Raw genomic sequence first — 23,092 nt, forward strand, 5'->3', positions numbered from 1 at the left:
TAAAAAAACGCGGCCTATAATAAAAAACGCCTGATGGGGGAAAATCCCCCGCAAAATCGACGGGAGAGCCGCGTGCCGAGCCTGATTTATTCCTTTGCCCAACTGGAAGCCTTCACCGCCGTGGCCGAGCACGGCAGCCTGGCGAAAGCCGCGCTCAAGCTGGGCAAAGACCGCACGACGCTGCGCGATTTGATTGATTTTCTCGAGGATGGCTTGGGCTATGCGCTGTTCCTGCGCGAGGGTCGCAGCCTGCACCTGACGCCGGAAGGAGAACAGCTGCAGCGCCAGGCGCACCTGCTGATGCGCCAGGTGAAAGCGTTTGAGGCGTTTGCCAAAGACGTGCCCAAGAGCGCGGCGCAGGAAATTTCTCTGGTTTACGATCCCTTTACGCCCCGCGCGCTGCTGCAGGCGCTGATTGCCTCTATGGCCCAGCGCAACATACGGCTGAGCCTGATTAACGCCTCGCGCGAAGAAGCGGAAAGCCTGCTGGCAAGCGGCCAGGCCGATCTGGGCATCTGCCAAGCGCGCCACCGCAGCGTGGGCGACGCCATGGAGTGGCGCGCCTTAGGAGCGATAGAGATGGATTTTTACGCGTCTAAAGCGCTTTTCCCCGGCGCGGAACAGTCGCTTTCGCTGCTGGAGCTCTCGCTCACGCCGCAGGTGATCATGCACCCGGATTCTGACGAGCCCGTGGCGCGCCGCCTGCAAATTTCCGGGCATACCATATTTACCAACGAGCTGGAGATGCTGCGCGCCCTGCTCGAACAGGGCTGCGGCTGGGGATTCCTGCCGACGCATATGCATGCCGAACGGTGGAAAAACGTCAACACGCTGCGCACCGAAGTGGGCAGCCAGGGGATCAGCCAAACCATGGTGACCATCTGGAAACCGGGCAATGACCGGCGGGCGTTGATTGATGAGACGCTGGGGTTGTTGCCGGGGTTGTGGATGGGGGTTGGTGGGTGAAAAGTTGCTGTTAGATTAGTGGTGTTGTTACTGGTAGTTGATCGTAGAGCTCATCGTCCCGTTGCTTTTTCGTTCTTAAGCGGTGCTCGCTGTTTTCTCCCAGTAACCCCCTCACCGCCTGCACCTACCGTTGCTGGCGCTGGTTTGTTGCTTTGCTCGACAGTGTTAGGGACAGCTTCGAACGAAGAGCGGACGTTTAGTATTCATAACTGTTTTAGTACCACACTCTTTTTGAGAGTTCCGATTTTTCATAATTAGTGAGTACTCTACCGGCATACTTGAGAGGCGCATTCCTGATCCAAGTAGCGCCTCATTCACCGCAAAAAACTCTTTGTGCCCTTTTTCCTAATGTGTCCTGGGTGGTTCACCGATGCTCTTCAATAACGCATTGTATTGATGCGGATCTGCCGTATAAATCTTGTCCAACACGTAGTTTGCCACCTTGGAAATTTCTGGAATCTCAACAGGTTTAAATCCACGATCAGGAATCGATTCGAGATGTGAAAACTCGTTATTAAGTCTATTCACAAGAGCTATTGCAGTCGGATCCTCTTCGCCAAAGAATTTCTTGATCCGCTCAAAGGCATCATTCTTGTCATCTTGATGCGGGAACTTAAAGAATAAAAATGCCTCAAGGAACTTACGGAGGTTGTTACCAAATCCATAAAATGGCTCATGAGATTCATTCGCTCCACCTTGATTACGGCATTTGTAGATCTGATGAAACAGGTAGTTGAATTCTGTGATGTAGTCTCGCAGATACGAAGGCATCAGGGAAATCTGACTTGCCCCTCCGTTTCTCTCCACGATGAAATGTTGGCATCCACCGTGATTCTTCTCATTAGGAAGTGATATTTTCTTTAGATACTTCAAGAAATCTAGGTTGTGGGTGGATATAAAAAGCTGCTTGTAGCGATAGTTGTTTGTTCCATCTGCATTCTTGATGGGTTTCGCAATCAGGCTTTCAATCAAACTGAACATGAAGAAGATGTGATTCCCATCTAGGCTGGAAATTGGGTCATCTATATAAATAATCAGATCCTTACCTTTGCTGTCTGGCTCTTCCAGCTTGGCTATGAAGTAGCAGAAAGCAATCAGACTACATTCGCCTTCGCTCAAATTGTAGGCAGATTTGCCATCTCTGGTAACTTCAAACTTAACCGAAGTATTCTCAATATTGTCTTTTGCTTCAAGCGTGATGCCGTCATGGCCAAAGAAGTGATTGAGCAAGTCATTCACTCGCTCCGCGCCCTTGCGTTCATCCTTCTGCTGGCCCTGTAGACGGGTCACTTCGGTTTCTTGTTCGAGAATTTCGGCTTCAGCCTCGGTAAATACAATGTTGGCAGTATCAGCATCTGTTTTGAGACTGGCAATACGGGCTAATTCAGTGTCGTAGGTGATGTCTCCGATAAAAGATGCCACATCGGTAAGCCGTAGAGATTCTCGTGCAGTGTTTTTATCGTTCTCTAACGAAATTGTGCGGCGATTGTTTTTGGCGATCAGATCATTGATGTCACCCACGCATTGCTGAATTGCAGTCGAATCATGAATGTAGACAGGTATGGCAACCTGCTGAAAAATGGAGTTCTTTCTCTTATCCAATGCAGCCTTCAGAGCTCTGAGATCCTGCATGTAGCCTTTCAGGTGATCAGTAAGTGCTATCTTGCTCGCTTCAAATAAAACTTTTTCTTCTGCATAGAACTTATCACCAGTCAAAGTCGAGAAGTTAGGAATGGCTTGGATTTCGGTGGTGATGGAAGTCAGGCATGAATCGATACACGATTCCAGATCCGAGGATTCCTTACTGAAGTGAGAGTCTAATACCTGCCAGAGGTCATGAGGGAGATTCTGACGGCAGAATGCGCAAGTGTCCCGCTTATCTTTGTGTAGTGGTATGCCTTCCTTCACCCACATCTGAAGAGCCGTCTCATTCAACAACTCCTGAATTGGCAGGGTTGGCTTAATCAATCTTGAAAGGAGTTCTTCAGCTACCTTGCTTATTGATTCGATGTTGAGGTTTATCGATACGGTATCGGTAATATCAGGTAAGGCCTCTTGCTTCAAGAGATTGACCTTGGCTGCTTGTTCTTCGGTTGTCAGAGCTATGAAGCTAGTTTTTTTGACTGAGCCAATGTCTTTTTTGATGCTTTCTATGTTGTAGACAGCTGGGCCGTAGATACGATTCTGTTTAATCTTATTGTTGGCATGAAAACGAAGTTTGCCCTCTAGAGCATCAGACGCAGTTTTATGATTGTCTTTCGTTCGATCTCGCTCTTTCTTTTTAGCTTCAAGTTCATGCCGGAGGCCCGCCTTCGATTCAACACTGCCTAGCTTAGTTTGGATTGCGGTAATGGTATCTTCAATTTCTTTATTCTTTTCACCAACAATAGCAAACGTCTTGATCTCGCCGTCGGTTTGATTGACCAAGAAGCTTAGGTTATCGCTCACAAAATCTCGATTGTAGACTCGAACATCGTAGCCATGACTAGCAAGGTCTACTTGTGTTACATCACCTTTGTCACCACGAATAGTAAAATTTGGGTCCACGTAGTTGTGTGGAATGCGCCCCGTTTCCAAAGCGCGGAAAATCCGCGAGAGTGTTGTCTTACCAGAGTAGTTCCGTCCGTAGAGGATGTTAAGCCTCTTGAAATTCTGGACGTTGTTACCTGCATCCTTAAGGCTCTTTCTCCAACTGAGGTCCGCAAAACTACCGAAACTATTGATGTCAACCTGACTGAACATGAACACTCCCTTAGCGCTGACTATTGGCTGCCGATATGCAATTGAAACATATTGTTCATCTAATTTACTCTGAGGTTAAGGAATGTTTAAACAGGTTATTGACCTGCTCTCCATAGATTAATGCAAATAGAATTTTTGCAATGTCCGCTCCTGGTACAAAGTCGCCTGCCATACCAGCCTTCCCCCGTGGAACACACCTTACCGCACTTTCCTGCAATAAAAATCCACCATTCGAAATAATTAAAAAAATACTAATCAACAAAATTTATCATTAACTATTTTTGCATTTTATTATTTTCCCCTCCCACAAACAAATCTCATCCCCCCACTCCCCCCTAGCACCGCCCCCGCCCTTTCCCTACAATAAGGGATCTGTTGAGGCATAACGCAAGGAAAGACGGTGTCGAAAGCCAATCCCAATGCCACTATCGTGGATATCGCCCGCCGCGCCAGGGTGACCAATATCACCGTTTCCCGCGCCTTCAATAAGCCCGAGCTGGTCAAGCCGGAAACCCGCGAGCGCATTCACGCCATCGCCAAAGAGCTGAACTATGTGCCCAACGCGTTCGCGCAGGGGCTGAAAAGCAGCAGCAGCCAGATTATCGGCATCGTCACCAGCAGCATGTACAACCCGTTCTATTCCGGCCTGATCAAGACCGTGTCGCGCATTGCGCGCCAGCAGGGCTACCAGATAATGCTGTTCGACACCGACGGCAGCGAAGAGGCGGAAATGCGCGCCATTCAGGCGCTGTTCGGCTACAAGGCGCGCGGCATCCTGCTGTCGGCGGTGCGCGACGACAAGCACTACCGCCCCGCCTATCTCGAGCTGGCCGAGGTGTATGGCGTGCCGCTGATCCTGATCGACCGCGATCTCTACGATCAGCAGCTGAGCGGCGTGTTCCTCGATAACCGCGAGATCGGCGTGCTGGCCGGGCGTTATCTGGCGGAGCAGCCGGAGCAAAAGCTGCTGATTATCGGCGGCCCGGCGGATTCGGAGATCACCTTAACGCGCACCGCCGGCATCGTCGCGGCGCTGCAGGGCAGCGGGCGTGAGATCCATATCATCAACGGCGACTACGATTTCACCTCGCAAGAGAGCGAGGTGCGCGCCTATCTGGCGCAGCCGGAGAACCGCCCGGATTACATCATCGGCCTGAATGGCATCATCACGCTGGGCGCCATCGCCATCTGCCACGAGATGGGGCTTTATGAACAGGTGAAGTTCTTCTCGATAGACGAACCGCCGCGCGCCGGCGCTTACGGCCTGCACATTCCGGGGGTATATCACGATACGCAGAAACTGGGGGAGATCGCCGCGGAGCTGCTGTTCAGCGCCATTAACAGCCCACGCGGCGAGCTGCCGGTGCGCAGAGAGTTCTTCACCGGCTCGCTGTTGAATCGCTGACGGGCGCTATTGCCCGTAGTAGGCGTGTTTGCCGTGCTTGCGCAGGAAATGTTTGTCCAATAGCTCCGGCTGCATCGGGGCGATGGCCGGCGCCAGCTGGCGCGTCGCCATCGCCATGATCGCCACCTCCTCCAGCACCACCGCGTTGTGCACCGCATCCGCCGCGTCCTTGCCCCAGGCGAACGGGCCATGGGAATAGACCAGCACTCCCGGCACCTGCTGCGGATCGCGCCCCGCCTGACTGAAGGTTTCGATAATCACCTTGCCGGTTTCCCCCTCGTAGTCGCCGGCGATCTCCGCCTCGCTCATCGGCCGGGTGCAGGGAATGTCGCCGTAAAAGTAGTCGGCGTGGGTGGTGCCCAGCGCCGGGATCGGCTGCCCGGCCTGCGCCCAGATGGTGGCGTTGCGGCTGTGGGTGTGCACCACGCCACCGATATCGGCGAAGGCGCGGTACAGCGCCAGGTGGGTGGCGGTGTCGGATGAGGGTTTGCGGTGCCCTTCGCGCACCTTGCCCTCCAGATCCACTACCACCAAATCCTCCAGCGTCATCGCCTCGTAGGCGATGCCCGAAGGCTTGATCACCACCAGTCCGCTCTGGCGGTCGATCGCCGAGACGTTGCCCCAGGTAAAGGTCACCAGCCCGTATGCCGGCAGGCTGAGGTTGGCGGCCAGCACCTGCCGTTTGAGTTCGTTCAGCATGCGATGCCTCCCTCAATCATCTGTTGTTCGATCCAGGCCTTGGCCTGGGCGATGCGTTGCTTATCCTGCCCGTCTTCGCGCGCCCACATCTCCAACAGGTAGGGGCCGCGATAGCCGAGCGCGTTGAGCACGGAAAAGGCGTGGGCGAAATCCACGCAGCCCTCGCCGAACGGCACGTCGCGGAACTGCCCGGCGCTGCCCGGCCCCACCGCGACGGTGTCTTTGAGGTGCACGGCGGTGATGCTGCCGATGCCCAGCGCCAGCTCGGCGGCGACGTCGTTGCCCCAGGCGCTGAGGTTGCCGAGATCGGGATACACCGTGAACCACGGGCTGTTGACGTGGCGGGCGATGTCGCGCCATTTGTTGATGCTGTTGATGAACGGCGTGTCCATCACCTCCACCGACAGCATCACCTGCGCCCTGGCGGCCTGTTCCGCCGCCCACTGCATGCCCTCGATAAAGCGTGCGCGGCTGTGGCGATCGGCAGGTTCGTAATAGACGTCGTAGCCCGCCAGCTGGATGTTGCGGATGCCAAGATCCGTTGCCAGTTCCAGCGCCTTGCTCATCAGCACCCGCGCCCGCTCGCGGGTGGCGGCGTCGGCGCTGCCGAACGGATCGCGCCGGTGCGCCGACAGGCACAGGCTCGGCACCGTCACCCCGCTGTCGAGCCGCGCTTGGATAAACGCCAGCCGCTGGCGGCGATCCCAGTCCAGCCGCTGCTGGCGCGCCGGCTGCTCGTCGATCGACATCTCCACAAATTCAAAGCCCAGCTCGGCGGCGGTGGCCAGCCGCTGCGGCCAGCTCAGATCGGCGGGCAGCGCCTTTTCATACAGCCCCAGACAGGCGGCGTTAGTCGTTTGCATCAGTCACCTCACTCAAAACCAGGGCGACCGCCAGATAGCGCGCCTGCTGGGCGCGCAGGCGCCGGTGAGCGGCGGTCGCGGGATAATAACAACGCAGTTTGGGCGGCGCGGCGGCGATCGCTTCAGCGAACCCGGCGTACTCCCCGGCGCCGACGGCGGCGCACAGGGCGGCGGCGCGGCAGCCGCTTTGGCGGGTTTCCACCACCTCGAGCGGCAGGTTGCCGGCGTCGGCGTACATCTGCATCCACACCTCGGACTGCGTCGGCCCGCCGGTCATGCGCACCCGCTCGATGCGCGGGTTCAGCTGCACCATGCGCTCCTGATGAATCAGGTGCGAGAACACGATGCCCTGGTAGATCGCCTGCACCACGTCTGCCATCTCGTGGTGGGCGCTCAGGCCGATCAGCCCGCCCGGCGTGTTGCCGCCGAGGTTGGAGCCGTACAGATACGGCAGGAACAGCAGCCCGCTGGGCTGCTCGCGGCGCTCGGCCACCCAGGCGTTGAACTGGGCGTAGCGCTGCCGGTCGTCGGCGCAGAACTGGCGCAGGAACCAGGCCAGATTGCCGGCCGAGGTCGGGCTGCCTTCGTGCACGAAATAGCGGCCGTCGATGCAGTAGCGCCCCCAGGCGTAGGGGTAATCGGCGGGAATGATGCGCTCGGTCACGCAGGTGGCGATCGACCAGGTGCCCGCCACCGCGCTGAGCGTGCGATCGTCGGCCACGCCGGAGCTGAGCGCCGCACCCACCACGTCGAACAGGCCACCGTACACCGCGGTGCCTGCCCGCAGGCCGCACTGCGCCGCCGCCGCGGCCGTCACCCGCCCGGCCAGCTGCGCCGAGCCGATCGTTGGCGCGGTTTTCTCCTGCGCCTCTTCGATGCCGAAGGCCGCCATCAGCGCCGGATCGTAAGCGCCGCTGCGCTGGTTAAACAGGTTGCTGCCGGAGATGTTGGTCACCTCGGCCGCCGCCTCGCCGGTGAGGCGAAAACGCAGGTAGTCGTGCGCCATCAGGATGCGATCGACGGCGGCGTACTGCGCCGGTTGCTGCTGCTTCAGCCAGCGCAGCAGCAGCGCCGGGTGGCTGGGCCACAGCGGCTGCAGGCTGCGCGGGTAGGTCTGCGCGTCCACCCCGGCGCGGCGCAGCTCAGCCGCCGTGGCCGCCGCGCGGTTGTCCGAAGAGAGAATGCCGTTGCCGACCGGTTTGCCGTGGCGATCGATGGCGTACAGCCCTTTGCCGTGCGCCGAGAAGCTGACGCCGCGCACCTGGCCGGCCTCCTGCCCCGCCGCGTGCAGCGTCTGGCGGATCGCCGCGCAAACGTCATCCCACAGCGCATCCATATTGCGTTCGCTGAAGCCCGGCTGGGCGGCAATCGCCGCGCCGTCGCGCTCGGCGATCGCCAGCTCTTCGCCGCTTGCCCGGTACAGCCCGGCCTTGATCACCGTGCCGCCGACGTCTATGCCAAGAAAGACTGCCATCGCGCCTCCTATTTGCGCCGCACGGAGCTGAGGTAGATGGCGGCCAGGATGATGCCGCCCTTCACCACGTTCTGGATATATGGCGACACGTTCATCAGATTGAGGCCGTTGTTGAGCACCCCGAGCATCATCGCCCCCACCAGCGTGCCGACGATGGCGCCGCGCCCGCCGGAGATCGCCGCCCCGCCCAGTACCACCGCGGCGATGGCGTCCAGCTCGAAGCCTTCGCCGGCGTTGGGCTGCCCGCTCATCAGGCGCGAGGTCAGCACCAGCCCGGCCAGCGCGGCGGTCAGGCCGCTGATCACGTAGACCAGCATCTTGTAGCGCGGCACGCGGATGCCGCTCAGGCGCGCCGCCTCTTCGTTGCCACCCATCGCGTAGACGTAGCGGCCGAACGGCAGCTGGTTGAGCATCAGCCAGGCCAGCACGTACACGCCGAGCATGATCAGGATCGGCACCTGGATGCCCAGCACCGTGCCACGGCCGAAGAAGGAGAAGACGTCGGGCAGGCCGGAGATCGGGTAGCCGCCGGTATAGAGCAGCGCCAGGCCGCGGGCGATGCCCATCGACGCCAGGGTGACGATGATCGGCGGCATGCGCAGGTAGGCGATGCAGGCACCGTTGGCCAGGCCAAACAGCGCGCCGACCGCCAGCGCCACCACCATCGCCAGCGGAATGGGCACCGCCGCCAGCATCAGCCCGGCGGCGACCGAGCCGGCCAGCGCCATCACCGGCCCCACCGAGAGATCGATGCCGCCGGTCAGGATGGCGCAGGTCATGCCCACCGCGATGATGGCATTGATCGACACCTGGCGCGCCACGTTGGTCAGGTTGTTGACGCTGAGGAAGCTGTCGTTCAGCAGGCTCATCAGCACGAACAGGACAGCGAAGCCGATAAACGGCAAGACCGCCGGGTGATGCAGCAGTTTTTCCCAGCGCTTGCCGAGGCTGGGGCCGGCGGCGCGGCGCGCCACGGCGGGTTGTTCAATTCCGATCATAAGGCACTCCCGGTCGCGTGAAGCATGATGTGGTTGGATTCGATGTCGTCGCCGGTCAGCTCGGCGACGATGTGGCCGCCGCGAAACACCAGCACGCGGTCACACACGCCGATGATCTCCGGCAGTTCGGAGGAAATCATGATGATGGAGATGCCCTGCTGGGTCAGTTGCTGCATCAGCTGGTAGATCTCGGCCTTGGCGCCCACGTCGATGCCGCGCGTCGGCTCGTCGAAGATCAGGATGTTGCAGTCGTTGTTGAGCCAGCGGGCGATCACCACCTTCTGCTGGTTGCCGCCGCTCAGGGTGCTGACGGCGGTCTCGGCGTCCGGAGTTTTCACCCCCACGGCACGGATCAGCCGCTGCACCACGTCGCGATCCTTGCGGGCGCTGACGAAGATCTTGCCGCGCCGGTGGTGCCGGTTGAGGGTGATGTTCTGCGCCACCGAGAACGGCAGCACCAGGCCTTCGGTTTTGCGGCTCTCCGGCAGCAGGCCGATGCCCTGCGCCAGCGCCTGCGCCGGGGAGCGCAGCGCCGCCGGTTGGCCGCCGAGGCGGACGCGTTTGCGGTGGCAGCGGCCGGCGCCGATCAGCGCCGAGACGGTCTCGGTGCGCCCGGAGCCCACCAGCCCGGCGAAGCCGAGGATCTCGCCCTTGTGCAGGTGGAAGCGGTCGGTCACGCCGTGTTTCTCGCGCTGGATCTCCGCCTCCAGCAGCACCGTCGCGGTATCGACCGGGTGCTGTTTCACCGGGAAGGCGTTCTCGATTTTGCGCCCGACCATCAGCCGCACCAGCTCTTCCACGTTGGTGTCGCCGGTAGCCAGCGTTTCGATGTAGGCGCCGTCGCGCAGCACGGTGATGCGATCGCAGATGGTGAAGATCTCGTCCAGGTGGTGCGAGATAAACACCATGCCAACGCCCAGCAGCCGTAGATCGTTCATCACGCTGAACAGGTGCTCGGCCTCGCCCGGCGTCAGCGTGGCGGTCGGCTCATCCAGCACCAGCACCCGCGCCTCCAGCGACAGCGCCTTGGCAATCTCAACGAACTGCTGCTGCGCCACGCTCAGCTGTTCCACCGGGCAATCGAGATCGATAGCCATCGTCAGCCGCTTGAAAATGGCCTCGGCCTTGCGCCGCATCGCCCGCCGATCCAGCAGGCCCCAGCGGTTCCTGATCTCCCGGTTGAGGAAGATGTTGTCGATGGCGCTCATGTAGGGAATCAACGAGAATTCCTGAAAAATAATGCCGACCCCGGCCTCGATCGCCTGACGATAGTTGTTAAAGCGGCGCTGCTCGCCGTCGATAAAAATATCGCCCTCGTCCGGCTGATAGATGCCGCACATGATTTTCACCAGCGTCGATTTGCCGGCGCCGTTTTCGCCCAGCAGGGCATGCACTTCGCCGCCTTGAATGGTCAGATCGATGCCGTCCAGCGCCTTCACGCCGGGAAAGCTCTTTTTTATTCGCTTCAGTTCCAGTAAAGGTGTCACCGCATAGCCCTCCACGCCGAACGCCCCGCCGCAGCGGGGCGAACCCGGCCGCTGTTACCAGCTAAAGCCGGCCGCATTGCTGCGGTCGATCAGCTTCACTTTGACCGGCACGGTTTTCGGCACCGTGGCACCCCAGTAGCGGGCCAGCGCAATGCCGAGCGCGATGCGCAGCTGGTCGCGCGGGAACTGCGCCGAGGTGGCGATGAACGGCGAGTTCGGCTTGAGGATCTCTTTGATGGCTTCCGGCTGGCCGTCTACGCTCACCAGCTTGACCTTGGCGCCGTTGCTTTCGATCGCCGCCAGGGCGCCGAGCGCGCCGACGTCGTTGACGCTGAAGATGCCTGCCAGATCCGGCGCCGACTGCAGCATGTTTTCGGTCACGGTCAGCGCGGTGTCGCGCTCCTGCTTGCCGTTTTGCTTGCTGACGATCTTAATGTCGGGGTATTTCTTCATCGCCGCTTCAAAGCCGCGCACGCGCTCCAGGATCGGCACCACCGGGATGCCGTCGAGGATCGCCACCTTGCCTTTGCCGCCCAGCGCTTTCGCCAGGTACTCGCCCGCCTGGAAGCCGGCGTCGTAGTTTTCCGAGCCGACGAACGAATCCAGCGGCCCTTCCGCCTGGGCGTCGATCGCCACCACCACCGCGCCGGCCTTATGGGCGGAGATCACCGCCGACTGCACCCCCACCGAATCGGTCGGGTTGATCAGCAGGATATCCACCTTCTTCTGCAGCATGTCTTCCACGTCGCCGATCTGTTTGGCGACGTCATGGCGCGCATCGGCCACGTACACCTTGGCGCCGATATCCGCCGCCGCCTGATCCAGCGCCTGCTTCATGGTGACGAAGTAGTCGTTGTTCATTTCCTGGAACGACATACCGATCGTGATTTGCTTGGCCAGCGCCCCATGGCTGGCCGCCAACATTCCACCGGCGACGATAAAAGGTAAGGTCTTTTTGAATAATGAAAACATAGCCAATTCTCCTGTAGGGAAGCTTCTTGTTGTGGTTATCAGAGCAACAGCATGTCTTTACGTTTGGCCGACCGGCCGGCCCCCCATTGCGAACGGGCCGGCGATCGTGACTGCAACAGCGGTACGGCGGGAGGGTCAGGGAACCAGGATCACCTTGATGGAGTCGGTCGAGTCCGCCAGGGCGAAGGCTTCGTCCCAGTCGTTCAATGAATAGCTGTGGGTAACCACGCCATTGGAGGTCACCAGCCCGCGCTCGAACAGATCGATGGCGATTTCGTAGCTGTAAGGCGCCAGGTGCGCGCCGCGAATGTCCAGTTCTTTGCGATCGCCGATGATGGACCAATCGACGGTGGTTTCCTTGCCGAACACGCTGAACTCCACGAAGCGGCCCAGCTTGCGGATCATCTGCAGCCCCTGGGTGACGCCGATCGGCGCGCCGGTGGCCTCGATGTACACGTCACAGCCGTAGCCGCCGGTCAGCGATTTGACGATCTGGTCGGCGTCTTCCTTCAGCGGGTTGATCACCACGTCGGCGCCAAATTCCTTCGCCAGCGCCAGGCGCTCGTCGATGGCGTCGATCACGATCAGTTTCTTCGGCGTCTTCAGGCGCGCCACCTGCACCATGCACAGCCCGAGCGGCCCGGCGCCGGCCAGCACCACCACGTCGTCCAGCTGGATGTCGCCGCGCGCCACGGTGTGGATGGCGCAGGCCATCGGCTCAATCAATACCGCGTCTTCATGGCTCAGGCTTTCCGGGATCTTGTGCACGATGGCGTTTTCGGAAAAACGCATGTACTCCGCCATGCCGCCCTCCGCCACGTCTTTTTGGAAACCGTAAATGTTATGCGTCTCACACATCCAGTAACTGCCGGATTTGCAATAGCGGCACTCCCAGCACGGTACGATCTGCTCGGCGATCACCCGCTCGCCGATCCGGTATTTGCCTTCCGCGCCCTCGCCCAGCGCGGCGATGCGGCCGTAGAACTCATGCCCCGGCACCACCGGCGGTTTAACCCACGGGTTCTCTCCCCAAAACATCTGCGCGCCGTTCTTGCACTTGCAGTCGCCGGCACAGATGCCGCAGCCTTCCACCTTGATCACCAGCTCGCGCGCCTTCGGTAGCGGCGTGGGCACCTGTTCGAAACGATAATCCTGCGGGCCGTGGCAAACGACCGCGCGCATTTTTTCCGGCAACTGGCTCATCTCTTCCTCCAATACACTCGTTAAACTCTTGAATTTTCTTAATGTTGACGTTGTCATTTTTATCAAACAAAAAACAATAAGCGTTATAAAGTGATAAATTTCAATTTATTAATCATCAAACACCCAGGAAAACTCAAAATGACAACGTGAACATAGAGCGACATATAACCAAAGCTGCGAAAATAATTATTTGAGCAAAATCACATATCGTTAACATCGCGGCTAAAAATGCTACAAATGCGGATCGCGATCCCATTTGCGGGATCGGCGATCCGGGGAGATCCGCTACATCAGCAGGCGCACGCGATCGTAGATCTGGCGATCTTCCGGCCGCGACGATCGCGCCTGCTGGCGCAGGGTGCGCACCAGCGTGTCGATAAACGCATGGGCGGCGGCGCTCAGAATGCTGTTGCGCCGGGTGACGATATTCAGCTGCGCCGGCTGGCAGCTCTCCCGCAGCGCCAGCGGCTGCACGCGGGAAGCGAACTGCGGCAGCGCGGCGATCGGCCGCGGGCACCAGGTACACATCTCGGCGGACTCCACCAGCGCCTGCAGCATGCCGAACGAATGCGCCTGGATGATGCGCTGGCGCGGCAGGCGCGCGCCGTGGCGGTGGAACACCGCATCGAGCAGCGCATCGAAACTTTCCTGGGTATAGCTCATCACCCAATCCTGCTCCAGCAGCTGATGCAGCGAGGTGCTGTGCGCCAGCGGGTGGCCGCGCCGCACCATATACGCCGTTTCATACTCCAGCAGCGGTTCGCAGTGAAACTCCTGCGGCGCCGACGATGCCGGCAGCGGCGTGATGGCAAAATCCATCGTGCCCTCGCGCAGCTGCGACTGGGCATTGGCCATCAGGCTTTCCGACAGTTCCAGCCGCACCGCCGGCACCTTGCTGCGAAACGCCATCACCGCCGGCGGCAACACCGTCAGCATCAGCCAGGGGGTGATCGCCGCCTTGACCAGATCCGCCGTCCGCCCGCGCAGCGCCGCCATTTCCCCCTGCGCCTGCTCCAGCTGATTCAACACCAGCCGGGCGTGCGCCAACAGGGTTTTGCCGTAGGGGGTAAAGCCCAGCCCGGTCGGGGTGCGGATCAGCAGCGGCAGAGCCTGCTCCTGCTCCAGTTCGCGCAGCGCGCGGGTCACCGCCGCCTGCGACAGCCCCAGATGCCGCGCCGCCGCGCGAATGCTGCCGCTGTCGGCGCTGGCCACCAGCGCCTGCAGTTGGTGCAGTTTCATGTTCACCTCCTGACAATCATCAGTTGTCAGCATAACCGAACGGCGGCTACCCGGCAAAAACGGAGTTTGCTAGTCTCGATGCCTATCCCTCTGCCCCATTCCCCGCCCGTTGGCCGGGACCCTTTGCCGGAGACCGTGATGAGCCCTCCACTCGTACTGCCTGAGATCGCCGCCGTTCATGATGAAATGGTCGCACTTCGCCGACACATTCACGCCCACCCGGAGCTGGGCTTCCAGGAGTTCGCGACGTCGGATCTGGTGGCGCAACGGCTGGCGGAATGGGGTTACCGCGTCACGCGCGGCGTAGGACAAACCGGCGTTGTCGCCACACTGCAGCGCGGGCCGGGAAAATCACTCGGCATCCGCGCCGACATGGACGCCCTGCCGATTGCCGAAACGACCGGCTTGCCGCACGCCAGCACCCATTCCGGGGTGATGCACGCCTGCGGCCACGACGGGCACACCGCCATGCTGCTGGCGGCGGCGCGCTATCTGGCGCGGCAGCCGAACTTCAGCGGCACGCTGCACCTGATCTTTCAGCCGGCGGAAGAAGGCGGCGGCGGCGCCAGAGTGATGATTGAAGACGGCCTGTTTGAGCGTTTCCCCTGCGACGCGGTGTTCGCCATGCACAACGTGCCCGGCTTCCCCGCCGGCCACCTGGGCTTCGCCAGCGGCCCCTTCATGTGCTCGGCCGATACGGTACACATCACCCTGCACGGCCACGGCGGCCACGGCGCGGTGCCGCAGAGCACCGTCGATCCGGTGGTGGCCTGCGCGGCCATCGTCATGAGCCTGCAAACCATCGTGGCGCGCAATATCGATCCGCAGGAAACGGCGATCGTCACCGTGGGGGCGATGCAGGCCGGCCAGGCCGCCAACGTGATCCCGGCGACCGCCACCCTGACGCTCAGCGTGCGCGCGCTGACGGCAGCGGTGCGTGAGCGGCTGGAGCAGCGCATCACCGAGCTGGTCACGGCGCAGGCCGCCAGCTTCGGCGCCCGCGCGGAGATCGACTATCAGCACGGCTACCCGGTGCTGGTGAACCACCCGGCAGAGACCGAGCTGGCGCGCGCGGTGGCGCTGGAATGGGCCGGAGAAAACCGGGTTATCCCCACGCTGCGGCCGTTCACCGCCAGCGAAGATTTCGCCTTTATGCTGGAGAAGTGCCCAGGCAGCTATATCTCGATCGGCAACGGCCCCGCCACGCCGGGCAATTCTCTGCACAATCCCGGTTATGACTTCAACGACGACAGTCTGTCGCTGGGCGCCACCTACTGGGTCAAATTGGTCGAGCGCTTTTTGGCTCGCCCTGCGGTTTAATCGCCAACGCTGAGGAAATGACATGAAAACCATCAAAGGGCTGTTGTTGTTACTGCCGCTGGCCGCGAGCTTTCCCGCGCTGAGCGGTGAATTCAGCGGCAAAGTGATCAAGCTGGGCATCGATCCCACCTTTCCACCGCTGGAATATAAAACTCCGCAGGGCAAGCTGACCGGCTTCGGCGTCGATATCGCCCAGGCGCTGTGCGACCAGATGCAGGCCAAATGCGTGTGGGTAGAAAGCAGCTGGGACGGCATGATCCCCGGCCTGCAGGCGAAGAAGTTCGACGCCATCGCCTCGTCGATGACCATCACGCCACAGCGCCGGCAGCAGATCGCCTTCTCCAGCAAAGTCTCCAACGCCCCGGCGCGGCTGGTGGCGCATAAGGGCAGCAACCTGCAGCCTACCGTCGCCTCGCTGAAGGGCAAATCGGTCGGCGTGCAGCAAGGCTCCAGCCAGGAGGCCTATGCCAACGCGCTGTGGCGCCCGGCCGGCGTCAACGTGGTGGCTTACCAAAGCCAACAGGAAGTGAACGAAGATCTGGCCAACGGCCGGCTGGATGCGTCGCTGCTGGCCAGCGTCAGCGCCAGCGAGTTTTTCAAAACGCCCGGCGGCAAAGATTTCGCCTTTATCGGCGCCGAGCTGACCGACAGCAAATACTTCGGCGTCGGCGACGGCATCGGGGTGCGCAAAGACGATACCGCGCTGCTGAACGCCTTCAACGCCGCGCTGCAGGCGATCCGCGCCAACGGCACTTACAAGAAAATCAACGACAGGTATTTCGACTTCGACATGTACGGCGCGGAGCAGTAACAAGCGTTCCCCGGCGGTCACCTGCAGATCCTGCAGGATGGGGAGGCGCCTTCGGCCGCCGGGGAACGCCCCAACGGAAACGGCAGTGTCGGCAAGAACGGCAAATCAGGCGGGATAAGGATGCGGGCCAGGCAGGACGCCCGGCCCGCTAAAGCGGGTTACTTCACTTCGCCCATTGCTTTCAGCTTTTTGGACAGCTCGCGGCGCTCTTTGGACAGATCGGCATTTTTGATGATGTAGTCATCAACGCGATCTTCGTAGTCGCTGCGCATGTTGGCGATGATGCCCTGAATGTCTTCAATGCTCATGCCGGGCTTGATGTACTCACTCAGGTTGTCGAGCAGCAGCACGCGCTTCTGGTTATCACGAATTTTCTTTTCGTTGTCGACGATCTCGCGTTGCAGTTTGTTTTTGCGGCGGAACATACGCACAAACTCCAGCACGTCCTGGAAACTCGGCTTATTTGCATTATCCATCTTTATACCCTTGCTTTAGTAATACACAGATTCATTTGCTTACGGCCACATGGCACCAAGATACAGGTTTGTGGCAGTCCGGCACAACAGTGATTGCCTTATCTTACCCACTTTGCCCCGGCGGCCAAAACCCAAAGCGCCGCCTTCATGATCTGACCCCTTATTCGCGCCCGGCGGCGGTGCAGACCTGGAGCAGATCCCCCAGCTCTTCCAGCTGCTGCGCCAGCTCCATGCTGAGCCAGACATAGCCGTAAATCGGCGCTTCGCCGTGCTGGCCGAGGCTGACCTCTTGCATCAGCGTTTTCAGCTCGCCGGCGATCTCCGCCAGCTGCCCCGCCGCCGCCTGCCGCTGCGCCTGCGGCCCTTCGCGCATCAGCACCGCCAGCGATTCCAGCGAGCTCAACGTCAGCAGCTGGGTGCTGCGCAGCGTGCGGGCGTTTAACATGATGAAGTGCGTTTCACGCGAGGCCCAGTAGGCGTCGGCCATCAGCTCCAGCGTGCACACCAGATTGCGGCTGAGGGTTTGCACCGCCTCGAACACCGCTTTGGGGATGCGGGTTTCCTTGCTGGCGGGCACGATCAGGCTGCGCAGCTTCACCACCTGATTCAGCAGGTCCTTGAGCTGCGGCTCCAGCCGCGGCCGCTCAATGACGTTCGGCGAAAAATACGCGCCGTAGAGGCGGGCGGCGGTTTGCAGGCAGTCCGCCATCTGCATGCGCCACAGAATATAGGCGCGCTGTGGGTAGATGCTGGTGAACAGCAGCGCCAGCAGCGAGCCGAAGATCACGTCGCCGCTGCGCCACAGCGCGGTATGCATGTCGCCGGCGCCCGCGCCGCACACCACCGCCAGCGTGATCCCCACCAGCAGCGCCATATACGGCCGTTTGCCCAGCGTCAGGTAACCGCAGACGAACATCACCACGCCGCACCAAGCCAGCATCAGCGGCAGCGAATAGAGTTCCAGATACAGGGCGATCAGGCCGGACGCGGCGCCGAACACCGTGCCGGCAATGCGTTGCAGCGCCCGCTGCAGCACGTTGCCCCAAAACGAGATCGGCCCCATCACCACCACCAGGGTGATCAGCGGCCAGGTGCCTTCGGGCACCGCCAGCAAGCGGATCAGCAGAAAGGTCAGGATAAACGCCAACCCGATGCGCACGCCGTGGACGATGCGATAGTGGCGGTAGGTCAGCAATTCAAGGGAAGAGATTTTTCGATCGAGGCGCACAATGCCTCCGATAAAGACCAGCCAGACCGCTATTTTAGCGGAGGAAGCCCGGCAAGGAAAAGGCGAATGAGGCGTCCCCCATTCGCGGTCAGGCTCAGGCGGCGTACTTGTCGACCAGCGCGCGTAGAACGGCGGCGGTTTCGACATCCATCACGCCGTCATACTTCTGCTGGCGGAAGTGCAGCTGGAACGCGCGCACCAGCTGGCGATAGCCTTCTGCGGTATTTGCCGCCGAGGTGTCGTAGCCGTATTGGGCGAACAGTTTCAGCAGCTCGGCCTGCGCCGGCAGCCCCTGGCGGCAGTATTCCTGCTGGCGCTGCTGCTTGGTCGCCTCGTCATACCAGGCGCCGACGCCGGCCTGATACAGCTGCTGCCACGGGAACTGCGGGCCCGGATCGCTCTTGCGGCCCGGCGCGATGTCGGAGTGCGCCACCACGTTCACCGGCGAGATGTCAGGGTAACGCTGCAGGATATTCTGCGCCAGCTGGGTGACCGCCTCGATCTGCTGCGGGTTAAACGGCGGGAAGGTGATGTTTTCACCGTCGCCGCTCGCTAGGTTGACGATCTCGATGCCGATCGAGGTGTCGTTGATATTGCTGCGGGTGCCCCACTGGCTGGTGCCGGCATGCCAGGCGCGCTCGTTCTCGTCCACCAGGTTGAAAATGCGCACGCCGCTAAAGCCGGCGGCCTGATAGGTGGCCTCGGTCGGATCCGGCACCAGATAGTGCGCGCTCACCGATTTTCCGGTCAACGACTTCACCGAGTCGGCAAAGTTTTGCGCCGTGTAGTGCAGCACCAGAAAGCGCACGCGGTGGCCGAAGCTGGCGACCGATCGGTAGCTATTGTAATCAATCTTGTACATCGTAAAGTCCCTCTCTCGTTTGATTTCACTGAGCGGCCTCTCATCATGACAGGCCGCTCCGCACAGGTGAACCTTTGGCTCACCCTTTTGTTTTAGCTAATTGCTAAATCATGCGCAAGTGTTTTTTAGCAAAACCGTTATTTACCTTTTTGCTAAAGAGTGCGATCATCGAACAATGGAAACTAAAGAAATCAGGCGCAACAATCTGCGCGAATTGATGGCCCGCTACGCCCGGCAAGGCGTCAACCAGAATGAGTTCGCCACGCTGGTTGAGTCTTCCGCGCCGACGCTGAGCCAAATCATCGGGGAAAAATCCTCCCGCAATCTTGGCGACAATCTGGCCAGGCGGATCGAGGCCAGGCTGAATTTGCCCAAGGGCTGGTTCGACGTGTTTCACGAAAAGCAGCTGGTGCGCCCGTTTGACAACGTGGCGGCGGAGTCGGACTTCCAGCCCGCCCGTTTGAAACCGGTGGTATGGGAAGATACCGAACAGGACAAGGAAGAGTTTGTGGAGATCCCGCTGCTGGATATTGATTTTTCCGCCGGCGACGGCTGCTACGAAATCGTCGATCGCGAGGAGTTTTCGCTGATCTTCCGCCGTTACTACCTGCACAAGATGGGGGTGGCGGTCAACGCCGCACGCATCATTCGCATCTCCGGTTCCAGCATGGAACCACGGCTGCAGGACGGCGACGTGGTCGGCATCAACACCGACGACACGCGCATCCGGGAAGGCAAGACCTACGCCATCCGCCACGGCAATTTGCTGCGGGTGAAGGTGCTGATCGAGCAGCCGGACGGCGGCGTCATCATCCGCTCTCTCAACCGGGAAGAATACCAGGACGAGCACCTCAGCTATCAGCAGCGCAAAGAGCAACTGGTGGTGCTCGGCCGCGTCTTCTGGTCCTCTTCGTCCTGGTAGCGAAGCAACCTCGGGCGCCCGCTGCGCCCGGCGGTTATTTGAAGTCCACCACCATCTGCTGCTGGATAGACAGCCCGCGGGTCGACTGCACGCAACCGGCGATGTAGTCGGTGAAGCGTGGCGGCTTCGGCATGCCCAGCTTGAGGATCTTCTCGTTGCTGAAACGCACGTTGAGCATGGCGAACGATCCGTACAGGCGCATCGCTTTGAGCATCAGCCGCTCGTTGCACGGGCCGAAAATGTCTTTCAGCTGGCGGCGCATTTTCACCAGCGCGTCATACGTCACCTGCGCATACTCATCCCCCCCCGGCGCCTTTTCCAGCGCCGCCGCCATGGCGTTGTCGATTTCGGCAAAGCTGACGCTGCTCTCCACGCCGGCGGAGATGTGATACACGTCGTTCTCCAGCGTTTCGCTGTTCATCAGCATCACCAGCGCATCCGCGCAGTAGTCCGCCGGGATCACGTCGATATTGTCCTCCAACGAGCACATGAATTTGCGCAGCATCAGCGCCATGCCGAACACCCAGAAAATGCTGCTGGAAGGCTGGCAACCCAGGCGGGTGTGCCCCACCACGATCGACGGACGAGCGATGGTCAGCGGCATTTGCGGGCAGCGTTGGCGCATCAGCTGTTCGATGGTGGATTTGGAACGCGTATATTCCACCAGGTGCTCGGCGTCTTCCTCAAACTCGCCGCTCTCCGCCACCAGCGAACCCGGCTCCGGCGAACAAGACATGGCGGTACCGACGTGCAGGAAACGTTTTAATCCCGGCACCTGCGCCATTCTTTCGGCAAAGGCCAGAGTGCCTTCTACGTTTACCTTCCAAATGAGCGGGTTATTACCAAATGAGGCAACGGCTGCACAGTTAATAACGTGCGTGACATTGTTAATACGTGCGTCAGTTAAAAAGTCGGCCGGCTCGGAAAGGTCGCCCAACAATATATTTTCTATCGTAATTTTAGACAGCAGATTCGCATCGATATTAAACTTTTCCATATTCGTGCGAATACGGGCCAGCCCTTGCTGCGCATCATCGGCGCGCACCAGTAAAAGATAATTAATAGACTGATTTTCAATCAATAATTTTTCGAGAACTGCACCACCGAGAAAGCCGGTAGCGCCGGTCAACAGTAGCGTTTTCATAATTATCACCCACATTGGCATTGAATGTGGAAGATTGTATCTGCGGATAATTAAACAAATATTAAATAGAATTACGGCGCCCCTACTCAATTTTCTTAATATTATCTTAAGGAATCTTTTGAAACATCCATCATGGATTTCGTAACAAAAGAGTCGGGCACGCATTGCGATTAATCCCTACTGTTTAAATACCATTGATGTAGCCCCTGATTTAATTTAACGGTCAATGTTATTTCTCTTCTCGTCCGTGGAGGACTTATGACCTATAACCAAAAAGCCTGGTTGGGGGTTTTGCTGCTGTGCACCCTGTTTTGGGTGGCGGTCATCGGCGGCGCCTGTTCGCTGTATAACCGGGCGGATCGCCTCAATGCACACCAGCCGCAGAGCGAGTTCGCCGCGCGCCACAGCCTGGCCCCCTGCTCGCAGCAAGGCGCTCAGGCGTCCACCGCCCCCCGGAATGGGTAGGGACAAGACCCGCTAACGATCCTATTATGCCCTAAGGTTAACAGGGAGATAACGATGGCTCGAAAGCTGGATAGCTTACCGCAGGCACAACGCGAAAAAATAGAAACCGATTTGCTGGCCATCAGCGTGATCTACAACGAACGCTACGGCATCGCCTCCACTCAGGCGGAAACAGAACAACAGGTCCCCGACCACCTGCTCCCCTACTTTCATCAACGGCTGAATTATTATCGCCGTGCGTAATTGCGCGCATTTCGCTAACCGCCGCTTGGCATCGCTCCCCACGCCGTTACAATAGGGGCATCTTGTATCCGCCACTGAAGAGACGCGATTTTGAGCAGCAAGGCAACGGCCACATTTTACATTCACGACTATGAGACCTTCGGCAAGAGCCCGTCGCTGGACCGCCCGGCGCAGTTCGCCGGCGTGCGCACCGATATGGATTTCAACATTATCGAAGAACCGCTGGTCATCTACTGCGCCCCGGCCGTCGATTACCTGCCGGAACCGGAGGCGGTGATGATCACCGGCATCACGCCGCAGGTGGCGCGCGCCAAAGGCGTTAACGAAGCCGAATTCACCCGCCAAATCCATCAGGCCTTCAGCGTGGCCGGCACCTGCATTCTCGGTTACAACAACATCCGCTTCGATGACGAAGTGAGCCGCAATATCTTCTATCGCAACTTCTACGATCCCTATGCCTACAGCTGGCAAAACGGCAACTCGCGCTGGGATCTGCTGGATGTGATGCGCGCCTGCTATGCCCTGCGCCCGGACGGCATCGTCTGGCCGGAAAACGAAGACGGCTTCCCCAGCTTCCGCCTGGAACACCTGACGCGCGCCAACGGCGTCGAGCACACGCAGGCTCACGACGCGATGTCGGACGTTTACGCCACCATCGCGATGGCCAAGCTGGTCAAGCAGGCGCAGCCCCGGCTGTTCGACTTCCTATTGCAGCACCGCAACAAACACAAGCTGAACGCCCTGATCGACGTCGCCGACATGACGCCGCTGGTGCATGTCTCCGGCATGTTCGGCGCGGCGCGCGGCAACACCAGCTGGGTGTCGCCGCTGGCCTGGCACCCGGACAACAAGAACGCAGTGATCATGTGCGATCTGGCCGGCGATATGACGCCGCTGCTGACGCTGAGCGCCGAGCAGCTGCGTGAACGCCTGTATACCCGCCGCGACGACCTGGCGCCGGATCAGGCGCCGGTGCCGATCAAGCTGGTACACATCAACAAATGCCCGGTGCTGGCGCCGGCCAAAACCCTGCTGCCGGAGAACGCCGAGCGGCTGGGCATCGATCGCCAGGCCTGCCTGCAGAACCTGCAGCTGCTGAAACAGCACCCGGAAGTGCGCGAGAAAGTGGTGGCGCTGTTCGCCGAAGCCGAGCCGTTCAAAGGCTCCGACGACGTCGACGCCCGGTTGTACGACGGTTTCTTCAGCGACGCCGACAAGGCGGCAATGAGGATTATTCAGCAGACCAAGCCGCAGAACCTGCCGGCGCTGGATCTGGCCTTCAGCGACGGCCGCATGAAAGAGCTGCTGTTCCGCTTCCGCGCGCGCAACTACCCGAATACGCTGGACGATGCCGAGCAGCGCCGCTGGCTGCAGCACCGCCAGGAAGCGTTGAGCGCGGAGCGCGTGCAGAGTTACCTGCTGCAGCTCGAGTCGCTGTATAACCTGCACGAAGGCGACAAAGAGAAAACCGCCCTGCTGAAAGCGCTGTTCGATTACGGCAAAGAGTTGGTGGGGTAAAACCCGCAGCAAGCAGAAAAAGGAAAATCAATTCATTGATTTTCGGCTGATAACC

The 23,092-nt window shown here is 59.9% G+C and carries 21 protein-coding genes; 8 read left to right on the forward strand and 13 right to left on the reverse strand.

The annotated features are described in order from the left end of the window. Positions 1-72 precede the first annotated feature (72 nt). A complete protein-coding gene (locus tag HMPREF3138_RS13105; protein ID WP_038877893.1) occupies positions 73-966 on the forward strand; it encodes a LysR family transcriptional regulator in 894 nt (297 codons plus the stop codon). Between the two features lie 345 nt (positions 967-1,311). Here the strand turns inward: HMPREF3138_RS13105 and HMPREF3138_RS13110 are convergent, their stop codons facing one another. After that, positions 1,312-3,708, reverse strand: a complete 2,397-nt coding sequence (locus HMPREF3138_RS13110; RefSeq protein WP_038877891.1) for an AAA family ATPase — start codon at positions 3,706-3,708, stop codon at positions 1,312-1,314. 400 nt (positions 3,709-4,108) lie between these two features. Between HMPREF3138_RS13110 and HMPREF3138_RS13115 the strand changes: the two genes are divergently transcribed. After that, positions 4,109-5,113 (forward strand): LacI family DNA-binding transcriptional regulator, encoded by a 1,005-nt coding sequence (locus HMPREF3138_RS13115; RefSeq protein WP_038877889.1) that lies wholly within the window; start codon positions 4,109-4,111, stop codon positions 5,111-5,113. A gap of 6 nt (positions 5,114-5,119) precedes the next feature. Here HMPREF3138_RS13115 and araD read toward each other — a convergent pair whose 3' ends face one another. From araD to HMPREF3138_RS13155, 8 genes are all read right to left on the reverse strand, one after another. Continuing rightward, positions 5,120-5,812, reverse strand: a complete 693-nt coding sequence (araD, locus tag HMPREF3138_RS13120) for an L-ribulose-5-phosphate 4-epimerase (RefSeq protein ID WP_033651896.1) — start codon at positions 5,810-5,812, stop codon at positions 5,120-5,122. Then, positions 5,806-6,675: an L-ribulose-5-phosphate 3-epimerase gene (locus HMPREF3138_RS13125; protein WP_038877887.1), complete on the reverse strand. Its 870-nt coding sequence runs from the start codon at positions 6,673-6,675 to the stop codon at positions 5,806-5,808. Before HMPREF3138_RS13125 ends, araD begins: the two co-directional genes overlap by 7 nt. Continuing rightward, positions 6,662-8,149, reverse strand: coding sequence for an FGGY-family carbohydrate kinase (locus HMPREF3138_RS13130; protein ID WP_038877883.1), 1,488 nt, complete (start codon positions 8,147-8,149; stop codon positions 6,662-6,664). Before HMPREF3138_RS13130 ends, HMPREF3138_RS13125 begins: the two co-directional genes overlap by 14 nt. An 8-nt stretch (positions 8,150-8,157) precedes the next feature. Beyond that, complete coding sequence (locus HMPREF3138_RS13135; protein ID WP_070559106.1) at positions 8,158-9,147, reverse strand: ABC transporter permease; 990 nt, start codon at positions 9,145-9,147, stop codon at positions 8,158-8,160. Continuing rightward, entirely contained in the window at positions 9,144-10,634 is a 1,491-nt protein-coding gene (locus HMPREF3138_RS13140; protein ID WP_038878029.1) for a sugar ABC transporter ATP-binding protein, read from the reverse strand. Before HMPREF3138_RS13140 ends, HMPREF3138_RS13135 begins: the two co-directional genes overlap by 4 nt. A gap of 54 nt (positions 10,635-10,688) precedes the next feature. After that, positions 10,689-11,606: an ABC transporter substrate-binding protein gene (locus HMPREF3138_RS13145; protein ID WP_038877881.1), complete on the reverse strand. Its 918-nt coding sequence runs from the start codon at positions 11,604-11,606 to the stop codon at positions 10,689-10,691. 135 nt (positions 11,607-11,741) lie between these two features. Beyond that, complete coding sequence (locus tag HMPREF3138_RS13150) at positions 11,742-12,809, reverse strand: erythritol/L-threitol dehydrogenase (RefSeq protein ID WP_016927009.1); 1,068 nt, start codon at positions 12,807-12,809, stop codon at positions 11,742-11,744. A gap of 285 nt (positions 12,810-13,094) precedes the next feature. Continuing rightward, complete coding sequence (locus HMPREF3138_RS13155) at positions 13,095-14,048, reverse strand: LysR family transcriptional regulator (RefSeq protein ID WP_038877880.1); 954 nt, start codon at positions 14,046-14,048, stop codon at positions 13,095-13,097. A 138-nt stretch (positions 14,049-14,186) separates the two neighbouring features. Here HMPREF3138_RS13155 and HMPREF3138_RS13160 point away from each other — a divergent pair, with 138 nt between their 5' ends. Next, complete coding sequence (locus HMPREF3138_RS13160) at positions 14,187-15,368, forward strand: M20 aminoacylase family protein (protein ID WP_038877879.1); 1,182 nt, start codon at positions 14,187-14,189, stop codon at positions 15,366-15,368. Positions 15,369-15,390: 22 nt separating this feature from the next. Further along, on the forward strand, positions 15,391-16,179 hold the full coding sequence (locus HMPREF3138_RS13165; RefSeq protein ID WP_038877877.1) for an ABC transporter substrate-binding protein: 789 nt from the start codon (positions 15,391-15,393) through the stop codon (positions 16,177-16,179). Between the two features lie 158 nt (positions 16,180-16,337). Here HMPREF3138_RS13165 and tmaR read toward each other — a convergent pair whose 3' ends face one another. The 3 genes from tmaR to HMPREF3138_RS13180 all read right to left on the reverse strand — a co-directional run bounded on the left by tmaR (position 16,338) and on the right by HMPREF3138_RS13180 (position 18,745). After that, on the reverse strand, positions 16,338-16,655 hold the full coding sequence (gene tmaR / locus HMPREF3138_RS13170; protein ID WP_004935612.1) for a PTS system regulator TmaR: 318 nt from the start codon (positions 16,653-16,655) through the stop codon (positions 16,338-16,340). 160 nt (positions 16,656-16,815) lie between these two features. Then, a complete protein-coding gene (locus HMPREF3138_RS13175; protein ID WP_033632575.1) occupies positions 16,816-17,883 on the reverse strand; it encodes an FUSC family protein in 1,068 nt (355 codons plus the stop codon). A gap of 94 nt (positions 17,884-17,977) precedes the next feature. Continuing rightward, entirely contained in the window at positions 17,978-18,745 is a 768-nt protein-coding gene (locus HMPREF3138_RS13180; RefSeq protein ID WP_038877875.1) for an N-acetylmuramoyl-L-alanine amidase, read from the reverse strand. A 175-nt stretch (positions 18,746-18,920) separates the two neighbouring features. On the opposite strand from HMPREF3138_RS13180, the gene HMPREF3138_RS13185 reads away from it, so the two are divergent. Next, positions 18,921-19,667, forward strand: coding sequence for a S24 family peptidase (locus HMPREF3138_RS13185; RefSeq protein WP_019453597.1), 747 nt, complete (start codon positions 18,921-18,923; stop codon positions 19,665-19,667). Positions 19,668-19,701: 34 nt separating this feature from the next. On the opposite strand, the gene HMPREF3138_RS13190 is transcribed toward HMPREF3138_RS13185, so the two are convergent. Beyond that, complete coding sequence (locus HMPREF3138_RS13190) at positions 19,702-20,811, reverse strand: SDR family oxidoreductase (protein ID WP_070559112.1); 1,110 nt, start codon at positions 20,809-20,811, stop codon at positions 19,702-19,704. A gap of 258 nt (positions 20,812-21,069) precedes the next feature. Between HMPREF3138_RS13190 and HMPREF3138_RS13195 the strand changes: the two genes are divergently transcribed. The 3 genes from HMPREF3138_RS13195 (at position 21,070) to sbcB (ending at position 23,037) form a co-directional block, all read left to right on the forward strand. Further along, a complete protein-coding gene (locus HMPREF3138_RS13195) occupies positions 21,070-21,276 on the forward strand; it encodes a hypothetical protein (RefSeq protein WP_038877873.1) in 207 nt (68 codons plus the stop codon). Positions 21,277-21,330: 54 nt separating this feature from the next. Next, the gene (locus tag HMPREF3138_RS13200; protein ID WP_033643787.1) at positions 21,331-21,519 is read left to right on the forward strand and encodes a DNA polymerase III subunit theta; all 189 of its coding nucleotides are present in this window, start codon (positions 21,331-21,333) and stop codon (positions 21,517-21,519) included. 90 nt (positions 21,520-21,609) lie between these two features. Further along, on the forward strand, positions 21,610-23,037 hold the full coding sequence (gene sbcB, locus HMPREF3138_RS13205; protein ID WP_070559108.1) for an exodeoxyribonuclease I: 1,428 nt from the start codon (positions 21,610-21,612) through the stop codon (positions 23,035-23,037). Positions 23,038-23,092: the final 55 nt, after the last annotated feature.

It is taken from the genome of Serratia sp. HMSC15F11 (assembly GCF_001808215.1).
Taxonomy (GTDB): domain Bacteria; phylum Pseudomonadota; class Gammaproteobacteria; order Enterobacterales; family Enterobacteriaceae; genus Serratia; species Serratia nevei.

Coding starts and splice junctions, on each gene's coding strand:
- HMPREF3138_RS13110 (WP_038877891.1), bottom strand. CDS start 3,708: ATGTTCAGTCAGGTTGACATCAATAGTTTCGGTAGTTTTGCGGACCTC.
- araD (WP_033651896.1), bottom strand. CDS start 5,812: ATGCTGAACGAACTCAAACGGCAGGTGCTGGCCGCCAACCTCAGCCTG.
- HMPREF3138_RS13195 (WP_038877873.1), top strand. CDS start 21,070: ATGACCTATAACCAAAAAGCCTGGTTGGGGGTTTTGCTGCTGTGCACC.
- HMPREF3138_RS13135 (WP_070559106.1), bottom strand. CDS start 9,147: ATGATCGGAATTGAACAACCCGCCGTGGCGCGCCGCGCCGCCGGCCCC.
- tmaR (WP_004935612.1), bottom strand. CDS start 16,655: ATGGATAATGCAAATAAGCCGAGTTTCCAGGACGTGCTGGAGTTTGTG.
- HMPREF3138_RS13130 (WP_038877883.1), bottom strand. CDS start 8,149: ATGGCAGTCTTTCTTGGCATAGACGTCGGCGGCACGGTGATCAAGGCC.
- HMPREF3138_RS13185 (WP_019453597.1), top strand. CDS start 18,921: ATGGAAACTAAAGAAATCAGGCGCAACAATCTGCGCGAATTGATGGCC.
- HMPREF3138_RS13165 (WP_038877877.1), top strand. CDS start 15,391: ATGAAAACCATCAAAGGGCTGTTGTTGTTACTGCCGCTGGCCGCGAGC.
- HMPREF3138_RS13180 (WP_038877875.1), bottom strand. CDS start 18,745: ATGTACAAGATTGATTACAATAGCTACCGATCGGTCGCCAGCTTCGGC.
- HMPREF3138_RS13155 (WP_038877880.1), bottom strand. CDS start 14,048: ATGAAACTGCACCAACTGCAGGCGCTGGTGGCCAGCGCCGACAGCGGC.
- HMPREF3138_RS13160 (WP_038877879.1), top strand. CDS start 14,187: ATGAGCCCTCCACTCGTACTGCCTGAGATCGCCGCCGTTCATGATGAA.
- HMPREF3138_RS13190 (WP_070559112.1), bottom strand. CDS start 20,811: ATGAAAACGCTACTGTTGACCGGCGCTACCGGCTTTCTCGGTGGTGCA.
- HMPREF3138_RS13200 (WP_033643787.1), top strand. CDS start 21,331: ATGGCTCGAAAGCTGGATAGCTTACCGCAGGCACAACGCGAAAAAATA.
- HMPREF3138_RS13150 (WP_016927009.1), bottom strand. CDS start 12,809: ATGAGCCAGTTGCCGGAAAAAATGCGCGCGGTCGTTTGCCACGGCCCG.
- HMPREF3138_RS13125 (WP_038877887.1), bottom strand. CDS start 6,675: ATGCAAACGACTAACGCCGCCTGTCTGGGGCTGTATGAAAAGGCGCTG.
- HMPREF3138_RS13145 (WP_038877881.1), bottom strand. CDS start 11,606: ATGTTTTCATTATTCAAAAAGACCTTACCTTTTATCGTCGCCGGTGGA.